The organism is Bacteroidota bacterium (assembly GCA_018692315.1).
GTDB lineage: Bacteria > Bacteroidota > Bacteroidia > Bacteroidales > JABHKC01 > JABHKC01.
In genome coordinates this window covers 1-14,186 of sequence record JABHKC010000204.1, presented here as the reverse complement: position 1 = coordinate 14,186, position 14,186 = coordinate 1, and the positions used below count along the sequence as shown (strand labels likewise).

Here is a 14,186-nt window from a genome sequence, read left to right as displayed (position 1 = left end):
TAGGAAATGAAAACTCTAAGCATTGAAGGACAATCGAATATTTCTAAAATACATATAGGAGAAAAGTTGCACAACTTAGGCTCTTACCTTCCAAAAACGAAAGTTGTAATTATCACCGATGCAGTAGTTTACAAATTTTACAAAAACTACTTTCCGCCCTTCCCTACTTTAGAAATTGGGCAAGGTGAAAAAATTAAAACCCTTGATACTGTTGCATTTATTTACAAAAAACTGATAGAACTTGAGCTTGATCGATCTTCATTTTTAGTTGGAATTGGTGGAGGAATTGTCTGCGATATTGTAGGTTTTGTTGCAACTACATTTATGCGAGGTGTGCCTTTTGGTTTTGTTTCTACTACACTTCTGTCGCAGGTAGATGCCAGCGTGGGCGGGAAAAACGGAGTGAATTTTCTGGCTTTTAAAAATATGATTGGCACATTTTCGCAGCCCGATTTTGTTATTTGCGATTCAAAAATGCTTTCAACATTAAATAAAAAAATATTTATTTCCGGTTTTGCTGAAATTATAAAAGCTGCGGCTATTAAAGATTTTCAGCTATTCGAATTTTTAGAACAAAACTTCCAGAAAGCTCTGCAAAATGAAAAAACTGTGATGAATAAAATTATTTTCGACTCACTGATTGTAAAATCTGATATTGTAAATATTGATGAAAAAGAACATGGCGAAAGGCGAAAATTAAATTTTGGGCATACCTTGGCTCATGCAATCGAAAAAAAAACGACCATTCTTCATGGCGAAGCTGTAGGTATTGGAATGCTTGTGGCAACAAAAATTTCCGTTGAGCTTGGCATTTTGCCAGATTTTGAAGCAAAAAGAATAATTAAACTCATAGAAAATTTTCAACTTCCTACCGATTTATCTATCCTTTCTCAGGAGGTTTTTGATTTTATAAAAAAAGACAAAAAAAGAGAGGATGAGAATATAAATTTTGTTCTTTTACGGAAAATTGGAGATGCTGAAATAAAAAAAATATCAATTTCAAAATTAGAGGAATTACTAAATGTTGTGTGTAACCATAGCTGAAAGGAATTTTGAATCCTGTTTATCAGTCATAAAAAACGATAAGCTTTACGAGATAAGATTAGATAAAATTATCCTCAGCAACGAAGAAATCGAAAAATTATTCAAACTACCGGTAATGACCATTGCAACTTGCAAAACCGGAGGATTTTTTAGCAATGAAGAATGTCTGAACCGACTAAAAATTGCAATCGGAACCGGTGCCAAATATGTCGATGTCGAATATGAATCATCGGAAAATTACAGATTGGAATTAATAGAATTAGCTAAAAAAAATAATTGCTCAATCATAATTTCTTATCATAATTTTCAGCAAACTCCTTCAACTTCAGAACTAAACGAAATTGCCACAAATTGTTTCAAGCTCGGAGCAGATATTGTAAAAATCTCGACAATGATAAATTCGAATGCCGACAATGCAAAAATCCTTTCTCTTTACGAACGTACAGAAAAAATAATAAGTTTTGGTATGGGCGATAAAGGAAAAATTACAAGAATTATAGCTCCATTACTCGGAGCGGAATTTACTTATGCAGCCGTCTCTTCTTCAAAAACAATTGCCCCCGGCCAATTAGGAAAAGAGGAAATGCTTGCGGTTTTGAATACTTTAAATGACGTTTGTTAATGAGTTAAAGCTTTTTTTCTGTATAAAATTAAATGCAATGTACTATTAAGGTAAGGCTTGCTAATAAAAAGAAGAATCCTAATCTAAAGACAAATAAATGAGCGAAAAAAAAAGACCAATATTTCTTCGATTTTTAAACCCTATTATCAATGTTCTTAATGAACTTGGAGGTTCGGGGAATTCAAGTGAGGTAACAGATTTGGTGGTTGAGAGAATGAATATTCCCGAATCAGAATTGGAAGAAAAATTACAAAGTGGGGCTACAAGAGTTCGAAATCAAATTGCCTGGGCAAGAATATATTTAGTTAAGTCAGGACTTTTAGATGATTCTTCGAAAAGAGGAATTTGGAGTTTAACAACTAAGGGTGCAGAAACTAAATTGTCTTTTGAAGACTCATTAAAACTCTTTAAAGAAGTTCAATCGAAATTTATTCAAAAGGGTAAGAAAACAAAAAAAGAAACAAAAGTACAGGTTGATGATATTGAAGAACAAGTAATAAATGTTGAAGGATTATCAGATGACTTGTTGACGATTTTGCAAAATCTATCTCCAAAAGGATTTGAAAGAATTTGCCAAAGACTATTAAGAGAGTCTGGTTTTAAAAAAGTTGTGGTTACCGGGAAATCTGGAGATGGCGGAATAGATGGTGAAGGTATTTTAGAAATAAATCCATTAATGAGTTTTAAGGTACTATTTCAAGCAAAAAGATATCAAGGAACAGTTGGATCTTCAACAATTAGAGATTTTAGAGGAGCTATGCAAGGTCGTGCAGACAAAGGAATTATAATTACAACAGGGCGATTTACGCAGGATGCAAAAAAGGAAGCAATTAGAGATGGAGCTCCACCTGTTGAATTAGTTGACGGTGAAATACTAGTCGAATTATTTGAAAAAAATGAATTAGGCCTTAAACCAAAAATTGTTTATGACATTGATAAAGAGTTTTTTATAGATTTTATGAAGTAAGTGTCGCTGATATACCATGAAAAAAGAACCGGATTTTCAAATTTAATTGAGCCAGACCCTGCGGGTTTTAAAAACCCACAGGGTCTATAACAGACTAACTTTACATTATTGCAAGAAACACTATTGTGCAGATGAAGAAAAAAATTATACCATCGAAAATAAACGGAACAATAACAGCACCCGCATCAAAAAGCCATTTGATACGGGCAATTACCGCTGCAATTTTAGCAAATGGAAAATCTATTATCAAAAACCCAACTTTTTGCCACGATACAGTTTCTGCCTTAAATATTGCAAAAAATCTTGGAGCGAAAATCACCAAGAAGAAAAATGAGATTTTCATCGAAGGAAATTTTCATCCTAAAAAAAACACTATAGATGCCGGCGAGTCAGGTTTGTGTTTAAGAATGTTTTCAGCTATAGCTGCACTTTGCGAAACACAAATTTGCATAACCGGAAAAGGTTCTTTAATGTCTCGTCCTGTTTTCGAAATTGAAAAAACGCTCGCACAATTTGGTGCAGAATGTCGCACAAAAAATGGCTATCTTCCTGTATTTGTTAAAGGTCGGCTAAACGGTGGAACTGCAAAACTAGACGGTTCGCAAAGTTCACAATTTCTCACCGGCTTGTTGTTTGCTTTGCCTTTGCTGAAAAGTAATTCGGAACTTATAGTTGAGAATCTTAAGAGCAAGCCGTACATTGATTTAACAATCAGCGTTTTAAACGATTTTGGAATTAAAATCACACACAACAATTACAAATTATTCAAAATTAGAGGAAATCAGTTATATCATCCGAAAGAATTTAATGTTGAAGGGGATTGGAGTGGTGCAGCATTTCTGATTGTGGCTGGTGCTTTGGGCGGAAATTTGCAAATCGAAAATCTAAATATAAACTCAAAACAAGCAGACATAAAAATATTGGAAGCAGTGAAAATGGCAGGTGCTAAAATCATAACCAATCGCAACAACATAGAAGTAAAAAAAGACAAATTAAATGCTTTTGAAATGGATGCCAGCGATTGCCCCGATTTATTTCCTCCCCTCGTGGCTTTGGCTGCAAATTGCTCGGGAACAACTATTTTGCATGGTGCTGACAGACTTATTCATAAAGAAAGCAACCGAGCAGCAAGCCTTAAAAATGAATTTGAAAAATTAGGTATCAAAATTTCAACTGATGGCAATATCATGAAAATTGAAGGTGGTGAAATCATTGGAGGAAAAACATTTTCGCACAACGACCATCGAATTGCCATGGCACTTGCAGTAGCTGCAATAAGAACCAAAGCTGAACTTGAAATTAATGATTGTTCATGCGTCTCAAAATCTTATCCAGCTTTTTTTGAAAATTTTCAATCAATAGGTGGAAATATAATTCAGACTTATTAAAAAAACAAAATGAACACTTTTGGAAAAATATTTAAATTAACAGTTTTTGGTGAGTCTCACGGAGTTTCAGTCGGTGTAATTATTGATGGCTGTCCTGCTGGAATTGCAATTTCAGAGAGTGATTTTCTAGTCGATCTTGCTCGTCGCAAAACCGGGACTAAAGGCACAAGCTCTCGCTCCGAAAGCGATTACCCAAAACTATTAAGCGGAGTGCACAATGGATTTTCAACAGGCTCCCCAATATCTATTTTATTCGAAAATTTGAATGCAAAACCTGAAGATTATGAAAATCTAAAAAATACACCACGCCCTGGCCATGCCGATTTTGTAGCTCAAAAAAAATTTAGAAATTTCAACGACCATAGAGGCGGAGGGCATTTTTCCGGCAGAATTACTTTGGGTATGGTGGCAGCCGGCGTAATCGCAAAAAAAATTATTCAACCAATTTCAATTGTAGCCAAAATTGAGGAAATCTGTGGTAAAACAGACTTCAATCTGGCAATAAATGAAGCAATTAAGGCAAAAGATTCTATTGGTGGAATTATTTCCTGTACTGCAAAAAATATGAAAATCGGACTTGGTGAACCATTTTTCTATTCGCTCGAATCATACATTAGCCATCTGATTTTTTCTATTCCCGGAGTGAAAGCTATTGAATTTGGTGCCGGTTTCGCTGCTGCAAAAATGAAAGGAAGCGAATGCAACGACAATATTATTGATATTTTCGGAAAAACCGAAACAAACAATTCCGGCGGGATAAATGGCGGTATAGCAAACGGCAACGATTTGTTTTTCAAACTTGCAGTAAAACCCACTTCGAGTATTGCTTTAAGCCAAAAAACCATGAACTTTAAAACTAAAGAACTCACCAATCTGCATATTAAGGGTCGCCATGATGCATGCATGGCTATGCGTATGCCTCCAATTGTTGAAGCCGCCACTGCAATTGCTTTGGCAGATTTGATGTTTCAAAATCAAAACAGGAAGTAGTGTATATTGATAAAAGAATAAAATTTATGAAAGAATCCGAAGGATTCAAATGTTTATAGAAAAAAGCAATGCTTTTTTTTGCGACCCCATCGGGGTCGAATCTCCATCCATCCGAAGATTTCTATAAACATCTCAATCCTACGGATTGGTCGAAAAAATAAACTGAATGAACAAAAGAATAAACCGTTTAAGAAAACTTAGCTACGAAGCTGAACCAAGCATTTCCATTGAGCGTGCTTTGCATCAAACAGATTTTTATGAAAAAAATTACGGAAAACACTCAATTCCTGTTTTGCGGGCTTTAAGTTTTTACGACCACTGCCAGAAAAAAACCTTATACATGGGTGGCGGCGAATTGATTGTAGGCGAACGAGGACCATTTCCAAAAGCAGTTCCAACTTTTCCGGAACTTACTTGTCATAGTGTAGAAGACCTATATATTTTGAATAATCGGAAACAACAAAAATATTCGATAAATCAAAGCGCTATCGACAAATACGAAAAAGAGGTAATTCCATACTGGCAAGGAAGAACACAACGAGAGCGAATTTTCGAACATGTTCCACAAGAATGGAAACGAGCTTACGAAGCCGGGCTGTTCACCGAATTTATGGAACAGCGGGCACCCGGACATACTGCCTTAGATGGCAAAATCTACAAAAAAGGCATGAACGATTTCAAAAAAGAAATTCGGTCTCATATAAATTCTTTAGACTATTTGAACGATCCCGAGGCTACAAATAAAGCCGAACAACTGAAAGCTATGGACATAGCTTGCGATGCTGTCATTCTCTTTGCTCAACGACATTCAGCTTTAGCTGAAAAAAAATCCCAAACCGAAACTAATCCAAATCGAAAAAAAGAACTAATAAAAATTGCTGAAGTTTGTCGAAGGGTACCGGCAAATGCAGCTCGCAATTTTTGGGAAGCAGTGCAAATGTACTGGTTTGTTCATCTCGGAACCATTACCGAACTAAACGGCTGGGATGCAATGAACCCAGGACATTTCGACCAACATTTAACTCCTTTTTTCGAAAAAGAAATTGCCGAAGGAACACTGAGCCGCCAAAATGCAAAAGAACTAATTTGCTGCCTCTGGATAAAAGTAAACAACCAACCTGCACCTCCAAAAGTTGGAATCACTGCAAAAGAAAGCGGAACCTACAACGATTTCACAAATATAAATCTTGGAGGACTGAAGCCTGACGGTTCCAATGCTGTAAGCGAACTTTCCTACATTATGCTCGAAGCCACCGAGGAATTGCATTTGCTACAACCAGGCACATCGGTTCATATCAGTACAAAAACACCCAATAAATTCTTACATTCTGCCATCAAAGTAATTCGAAAAGGCTATGGCTACCCTTCGATTTTCAACACCGACACCTACATCATGGAAATGTTAAGTATGGGCAAAACTTTATTAGATGCTCGCGAAGGCGGATGTAGCGGCTGCATTGAAGTTGGTGCTTTCGGCAAAGAAGCATTTCTACTGACAGGATACCTGAATGTTCCTAAAATTTTGGAGATTACGCTAAACAATGGCACAGACCCACTTACCGGAAAATTTGTTACCTTAGAAACCGGAAATCCAAATTCATTCAAAACATATCATGATTTATACAATGCTTTTATTAAACAACTGAATTTCGTCATTGATCAGAAAATCAGGGTGAGCAATTATATAGACAAAATGTTTGCAAAATACGCTCCTGCACCTTTCCTTTCAGTTGTTATAGACGATTGCATTTCTAAAGGAAAAGATTATTACAATGAAGGGCCACGTTATAACACAAACTACATTCAATGTACTGGGCTGGGAACAATCACCGATAGTTTGTCAGCTATAAAAAAACATGTATTCGAAGATAATACTTTCACTATGAACCAGATTTTATCAGCTTTAGCTAAAAACTTTGAGTCTGAAGAAATTTTGCGTCAAAGGATTATCAATAAAACCCCGTTTTTTGGAAACGACAATAATTTTGCTGACGAAATAGCCGTGAATTTATATAACGATTTGCTCAAGGCTATAGATGGAAAACCAAACGTGAAGGGCGGAAAATACCATTTGAATATGTTATCTACTACTTGCCATATCTATTTTGGAAAAGTTTTAGGAGCTACACCAAATGGCCGCCTTGCCGGAAAACCAATTTCCGATGGAACATCACCCTCGCAAGGCTGCGATAAGTTTGGGCCGACTGCTGTTATCCGCTCACTAAGCAAATTAGACCAAACTCGCTCGGGCGGAACGCTGCTAAACTTGCGTTTTCTTCCTCAACTTCTTAAAAATGATGAGGATATTGAAAAACTTGGAAAACTTATCAGAGCATATTTTTCACTTGGTGGGCATCACATCCAATTCAATGTTGTGGACACTGCAACATTGCAAAAAGCACAAAAATTGCCAGACGAATATAAAGATTTGTTGGTTAGAATGGCAGGCTATAGCGACTATTTCAACGATATGAACAAAGACCTGCAAAAAGAAGTGATTTCCCGCACCGAAAACCAATCGTTTTAGAATGCAACAAAGCCTTATTTTCGATATAAAAAAATATGCCATTAACGATGGACCGGGAATACGACTTACAGTTTTCTTCAAGGGTTGTCCTTTGTCGTGCATCTGGTGTCATAATCCTGAAGGAAAATCAAAAATTAAACAAAAATCATACAAACAAAATAAATGTATTGCATGTTGCGAATGCTTAAAAGTTTGTGAGCAAAATGCACTTTTCGTGAAATCTAATGTAGTTTTCACAAACTTTGATACCTGCACGATTTGCGAAAACTGCATAAAAACCTGCCCCACAAATGCTATGGAAATCATAGGAAAAGCCATGTCAGTTGCCAATATTATGAAAATCATAAAAAAGGAAAATTGGCTGTTCGACCAATCTGAGGGTGGAGTAAGTTTTTCGGGAGGCGAACCATTAATGCACCCACAAATTCTTATCCCTTTATTGAATGAATGCGGAAAAGAAAAAATTCATCGTTGCGTTGATACATCTGGATTTGCTCCTACCGATTTGCTTTTAGAAGTAGCACAAAAGACAGAACTTTTTATGTTCGACTTAAAAATGATGGATTCTGAAAAACATAAAAAATATACAGGCGTATCAAATGAAATAATTACTTATAACCTCAAAAAACTTGCTGAAACCGGTGCTAAAATCAACATCAGAATTCCATTAATTAAAAATGTGAACGATGATGATGAAAATATTATAGAATCAGCAAAATTTATAGCCTCGCTTACTGGTGAAAAAAAATTAGTGCATCTCCTCCCTTATCACAATTTGGTTGAAAGCAAATATGAAAAATTAAATCAGAATAACAGTTTTATTAAATTTTCGGAACCCGAGCCAGATAGATTAAAACAAATTGTTGAAATTTATACAGCCAATAGTATTGAAACAAAAATTTATGGATAGAAACAATGATTTTTGTATTATTGTAATATTTGAAAATGAGCAATAAATTTATGAAACAGATACTTCTATTTTTCTTAGCAACTATATTGTTTGCATGCAATGAAAAAGAACAAAACCCAATTCCAATATCTATCGACTTTAGCTCAGATATCGTAAAACAAGAAAGCTATATTGTTACAAAAAATCAGCTAATAATAAGCATTGATGGAGTGGCTGACGAAGCAAGCTGGCAAGCAGCAAAGTTCACCAACAATTTTATAGATATTGAAGGAATTAAAAAACCGCAGTTCAATACAAAAGCAAAAATGCTATGGGACGAAAACTATTTTTATGTTTATGCTGAAATGGAAGAGTCTCATATTTGGGCAGATATTACACAACGCGATGCAATAATTTACCTAAACAATGATTTTGAAATATTCATTTGCCCATCGATGGCCACAAGCCTTTACAGCGAAATTGAAATCAACGCTCTGGGAACAGTTTGGGATTTATTGTTAAACAAACCATATCGCTCGGGCGGAAATGCAATTTTCTATTGGAATCTAAACAATCTAAAATCGGCAGTTAAAATTTATGGTTCATTAAATGACCCGAGCGATACCGACTCGCTTTGGGCAATTGAAATGGCTATACCTATGAAATCCCTTATTGAATTAAAAATACAAAAAGCTAAGTTCCCGAGTGAAGGCGAGCAGTGGCAGGTCAATTTTTCTAGAGTCGATTGGCAGCACGACATTATTGACGGAATTTATCGGCGAAAAACAGAAAATGGAAAAATCCTAAAGGAGCAAAACTGGGTATGGAGCAATCAAAAAGTGATAAATATGCACGAGCCGGAAAAGTGGGGACATATTCAATTTACAAACGAAACAACAGTTGAAAACCTCAAGTTTATTGAAGACAAACACCGGAACTTAAAACAACTTGCTTACGCTTTGTTTCGGCAAACACAATTTGCTTCATTGCAAAAACTTTTGCAGAACGAAGTCGGTCATACTCAAAACATTAATGCAAAATACTCTGAAAATGATTCAATCCTTGCAACATTCTATAAAACAAATTTTGGGTTTGAGTATAAAATACAAATTCCTGAAACAAGCCAATATCTTTTAATAAATGAAGCAGGAGTTTTGAAAGTAATTAAAAATGAATAAAAAGCTATATATTTAACGAATAACAAAATTAATTTTTATGAAAAAAACACTCCAATTATTTCTGTTAGCTTTGGTATTTTTATGTTCTTGTGATCAGGAAACCCAAAAATCATCAATTGAAAAATGGAAGCAGGAAATTCGCGATACAGAACAAAAATTTGCTGAAATGGTTAAAGAAAATGGAATTCGCGAAGCATTTTTAACATTTGCAGCCGAAGATGCTGTGCTTATGCGAAACAATTCGGTGGTAGTTGGCAAAAATGCAATTACAGAATTTTACGACTCTCAAAAATCGATAGATGGAACTTTGAGCTGGACACCAGATTTTGTAGATGTAGCTGCATCAGGCGATTTGGCTTACACCTACGGGAAATATACTTTTTCATATTTAGATGAAAACCATTCCGAAATTAAAAGTACCGGAATTTTTCATACTGTCTGGAAAAGGCAAGCTGATGGAAACTGGCGTTTTGTTTGGGATTAGACAGAAGTAGTTTGTGAATATTGATTATTGTTTATTGAATATTGATTATTGTTTATTGTTTATTGAATATTGAATATTGAATATTGAATATTAGATTTAAAACTAAAAATTAAAACTATGAGAAATTTATTTTTTATCCTTCTTTCGCTAATAGCAGGAAGTGTTTTTGGAACTTCGGTTGATACAATTGAAGTGAAATCGAAAATTTCCGATGTTACCGTATTCTTCAATGGTGCCCAAATTAGCAGGCAAATTGATTTGAAAACTGCAAAAGGCAAACATCTCATTATTGTGGATAAATTACCTCAGGAAATAAATCCTCAGAGCATACAAGTTGAAGGTATCGAAAATTGCAAAATCCTTTCGGTGAAACATCAGGCAGACTATCATAATGTCAGCAAAAAAAGCAATGAGGAAAAACTTATTGAAGAAAAAATTGAAAGTCAGGAACAAAAAATCAAAAGCATCAAAAACACGATAAATGTTTTCGACCTTGAAGAAAGATTGCTGCTTACCAATTCTGTTTTTAAAAACAAAGAAGGTGGTTCGTCTATAGGTGAAATAAAAGAAGCTGCTGATTTCTACAGATTTAAACTGAATGAAATTCGTCAGGAAAAAATGAAGCTATTTACAAAACTTGACAATGTCAACGACTCAATTCAGGATTTGTATGCCGAGCTAAACAAACTAAGTGCAAAAAACAGAAAAAACTATAGCAAGATTTTGATAATTCTCGACTGCCAAAAACCGATTTTTGAAAAAATGAAAATCAACTACTATATTGCATCTGCCGGCTGGAAACCATTATACGATTTGCGAGTTGATGATATTTCAAAGCCGCTAAAAATTGTTTATAATGCAAAAGTTTATCAATCGTCGGGCGAAGACTGGAAGAATGTGAATCTAAAACTTTCGACAAACAATCCTTCGCTGAGTGGCGAAAAACCCGAATTACTTTCATGGTATTTAGGCAGAAAAAGTCCTTATAAAAAAGAAACTTTGGAAAAAGGACCAGGAGCACTTAAAGGTAGAGTATTCGATGCAGAAACTAGGGAAGGAATTCCTTTTGCAAATGTGTCAGTTAAAAAAGGAAATGAAATTATTAGCGGAGGAATTACTGACTTTGACGGACAATATTCTATTAAACCAATTATACCAGGCTATCATGAAATTGAAGTATCATATTTTGGATACACAACTACCAAAATTACAAATGTATCAATCTCCGATGACCGTATTACTTATCAGGATATTTACTTAAGTCAAAATACCATATTAAATGAAGAAGTTCAAGTTATAGCTTACGAAAAGCCAATAGAAGTTATGGAAATTGCATGTATGCCAGGGCGTAGTGTTGCCGCAGTAGTACCAAGTAGTAGCTTTAATACTTTTGATTTTAATAAAGGAAATATTCGCGGTGCTCGAAGCGAAGAAAATGCAACTTTTGTGGATGGTGTAAGATTTTTTGATGATGTAAACCAAAATAGAGAAATTAATACAAACATCTATATTTCAAATACCTATAAAACTAATATTGCCAACTTGGAATATGAAATTGAAATTCCATACACCATCCCATCCGATGGCGAAGATTATAACATAAAAATTAAGGATGTAAGTTTGCCGGTCGATTATATCTATTATGCAATTCCAAAACTCGACCCAGATGCATTTATCACCGCCGAAATTACAGATTGGACGCAACTAAATCTCTTATCGGGCAAAACAAGCATTTATTATGATGGCACATTCACCGGCGAATCTTTCATAGATGTTGAGCAAATTGGCGATACGCTAAATATTTCGCTCGGAAGAGACAAAAACATAATTGTTGAACGAATTGGAAACAAAGAAATGTTCGATAAAAGAATTATAGGCAGTAATATTCGTGAAACTCTCGGCTACGACATAAAAGTAAGAAACAATAAACAAACTAAAATTAAAATTGTTGTAGAAGACCAGATTCCTTTGACACAAAGAAAATCGGTTGATGTAGAACTTCTGGAATCGTCTGGTGCAAAGCTAAATGACAAAACCGGAAAACTCAGCTGGGAACTTGAAATTGAACCAAACGAAAAAGAAACTTTTAGTTATAAATATTACATTAGGTATCCTAAGTATTTGAATATTACAATTGAAGATTGATAATTGGAAATTGGATGTAGAACCCAAAATATTTTCATAAACAAAACCTTGAAAAACCCAATAATCAGAATATTAGTAGGTGCTTTTGTAGCTTTCATAGTTTTATTTTTCTTCCATTATTTATTGGATAAAAAAATGGATTTCTGGTTGCTTGTTCCAGTAGTCATAGTATCTGTCCATTTTGGATATATAGAATTCAAATCGATTAAAAAGGAAAAACGGAATTTTCTAAACGGTATTGAATTAATCAAACAAAAACAAACTTTCGTTTACGACAATTTATCAATTTGCTTAAAAAGCGAAAACAACGAAACTTTAACCATCAGAAACCAACTTTTTTGGGAAGAAGCTGAAGAACAGAATACTGCTAAATTTGACGATACTATTGATGATTTGATTCAAGATTTTAGGAAGATAATTCATAGAAACAAAGAATTTAAAAAATTCGTTTCTAATAAAACTTTAGAATTTCAACTGATAGATAATATTAGCAATCATGAAGAAAAATTATTGGCTTGTAAGATACTGAAACCAAGCCAGTAAACATGCAACGAATTTACTTTTTCAAGAAATTAATCAAATAGACATCAATTTCCCTAAATTAGAGTATTTAATAGATACATGAAACAAACAATTCGATAGTTCATTAAAAAATAATGAACTAAATTCACATCTTTTATTAAATAATAATTAATTTTGCAAAAAGATGTTGAGTGTAAATGAATTTTTGATATAAAAATTAAGTTGAAAGAAAAGGTAAAAAATAAATATATCTTCTTGGCAAATAGCAGTGGACAAAGGTCTTGTATCTCACAAAAGCTTAAAATCAGTAAAGATTTTTGCTTAGAAATATATTATAAATCCTTAGCTTCATTTTTTTCAATATACAGACTTATCCAAAAATCGGAATATTCATTAAAAAATATAACATCTTATAAATATAATTCCCGGCTTAATATTGAAAACATAAAATTACATTGCATTTCCGAACAAATTTTCTGTGAATTCAATATTCGTATGAGCAGTATTTTTGATGTAGGTCTGTCTAATTTTTTATTTAAGCTGAAAAATAGAGAACAAATAATTTAAATATATAATGGCTAAATCGCAACAATCTTTTGAAAAGAAAGAAAAAGAAAAAAAACGTTTGAAAAAACGTGCAGATAAATTAAAGAAGAAAGAAGCACGTAAGGCAAATGCCGAAAACAATGGGCCTGATAATATGATTGCCTATATTGACGAGTTCGGACAAATATCAGACACTCCGCCAGATCCAACAAAAAAAACCAAGATTGATGCAAGTAAAATTGAAATTGGTGTTCCTAAAAAAGAAAAAGTTGAATTTGACCCAATTAGAAACGGAGAAGTCGAATTTTTCAATTCCTCGAAGGGCTACGGTTTCATTAAAGACCTTGAAACTTTCGAAAAATATTTTGTACATATAAATTCTTGTATTGACGAAATTGATGAAAAAGACAAGGTTAGTTTCGAACTCGAGCGCGGAATGAAAGGCATGAATGCTGTTCGGGTAAAAAAAATATAGCTTCAGATTTCCTCAGATTCAACTTTCACTATCCTGTCGCTTTATTTATGGGGACTTCTAAAAATAGTAAATTTCAAGGCGTAAGAAATTTTAAGACCGCAGTTTACTGTTGTAAATGAGGATTTTAAAATTGCGAAGCAACGAAGAAATTTGCATTTTTAGAGGTTTCCTTAATATACAGAAAGTGAACTCTCGTAAAAGAATAAAACTAAGCCTTTATTTAGCGAAACTGACTCAGTCTGAATTTGCAAATATTTTTCATTCGTAATTTAGCCTGAATAATTCATAAATATTTCTACTACAAGCCCAAACTGCACATCATCTTTGACCGTCCTCAATTTTTATTCCATCAAAATAGCTCGCTATTACTCAAAAATAAAAATCTGTGGTAGTTCAAATCTGACACACA

At 34.1% G+C, this 14,186-nt stretch carries 12 protein-coding genes; all 12 read left to right on the top strand.

The features are described from left to right. The first annotated feature begins 6 nt into the window (after positions 1 to 6). The 12 genes from aroB (at position 7) to HN894_15150 (ending at position 13,777) form a co-directional block, all read left to right on the top strand. On the top strand, positions 7 to 1,044 hold the full coding sequence (aroB, locus tag HN894_15205; GenBank protein MBT7144671.1) for a 3-dehydroquinate synthase: 1,038 nt from the start codon (positions 7 to 9) through the stop codon (positions 1,042 to 1,044). Beyond that, entirely contained in the window at positions 1,022 to 1,666 is a 645-nt protein-coding gene (locus HN894_15200) for a type I 3-dehydroquinate dehydratase (protein ID MBT7144670.1), read from the top strand. Before aroB ends, HN894_15200 begins: the two co-directional genes overlap by 23 nt. Positions 1,667 to 1,763: 97 nt before the next feature. Beyond that, positions 1,764 to 2,633, top strand: coding sequence for a restriction endonuclease (locus HN894_15195; protein ID MBT7144669.1), 870 nt, complete (start codon positions 1,764 to 1,766; stop codon positions 2,631 to 2,633). Between the two features lie 131 nt (positions 2,634 to 2,764). Continuing rightward, positions 2,765 to 4,021, top strand: a complete 1,257-nt coding sequence (gene aroA / locus HN894_15190; GenBank protein MBT7144668.1) for a 3-phosphoshikimate 1-carboxyvinyltransferase — start codon at positions 2,765 to 2,767, stop codon at positions 4,019 to 4,021. 9 nt (positions 4,022 to 4,030) lie between these two features. Then, entirely contained in the window at positions 4,031 to 5,011 is a 981-nt protein-coding gene (locus tag HN894_15185) for a chorismate synthase (protein ID MBT7144667.1), read from the top strand. A gap of 166 nt (positions 5,012 to 5,177) precedes the next feature. Next, positions 5,178 to 7,538, top strand: a complete 2,361-nt coding sequence (locus HN894_15180) for a glycyl radical protein (protein ID MBT7144666.1) — start codon at positions 5,178 to 5,180, stop codon at positions 7,536 to 7,538. Between the two features lies 1 nt (position 7,539). Further along, a complete protein-coding gene (locus HN894_15175) occupies positions 7,540 to 8,448 on the top strand; it encodes a glycyl-radical enzyme activating protein (GenBank protein MBT7144665.1) in 909 nt (302 codons plus the stop codon). Between the two features lie 50 nt (positions 8,449 to 8,498). Beyond that, a complete protein-coding gene (locus tag HN894_15170; protein ID MBT7144664.1) occupies positions 8,499 to 9,605 on the top strand; it encodes a carbohydrate-binding family 9-like protein in 1,107 nt (368 codons plus the stop codon). 37 nt (positions 9,606 to 9,642) lie between these two features. After that, on the top strand, positions 9,643 to 10,089 hold the full coding sequence (locus HN894_15165) for a nuclear transport factor 2 family protein (GenBank protein ID MBT7144663.1): 447 nt from the start codon (positions 9,643 to 9,645) through the stop codon (positions 10,087 to 10,089). Positions 10,090 to 10,206: 117 nt separating this feature from the next. Continuing rightward, positions 10,207 to 12,234, top strand: coding sequence for a mucoidy inhibitor MuiA family protein (locus tag HN894_15160; protein MBT7144662.1), 2,028 nt, complete (start codon positions 10,207 to 10,209; stop codon positions 12,232 to 12,234). A gap of 48 nt (positions 12,235 to 12,282) precedes the next feature. Beyond that, positions 12,283 to 12,777, top strand: a complete 495-nt coding sequence (locus tag HN894_15155) for a hypothetical protein (GenBank protein MBT7144661.1) — start codon at positions 12,283 to 12,285, stop codon at positions 12,775 to 12,777. A gap of 553 nt (positions 12,778 to 13,330) precedes the next feature. Continuing rightward, a complete protein-coding gene (locus HN894_15150; GenBank protein ID MBT7144660.1) occupies positions 13,331 to 13,777 on the top strand; it encodes a cold shock domain-containing protein in 447 nt (148 codons plus the stop codon). The last annotated feature ends 409 nt before the right edge of the window (positions 13,778 to 14,186 follow it).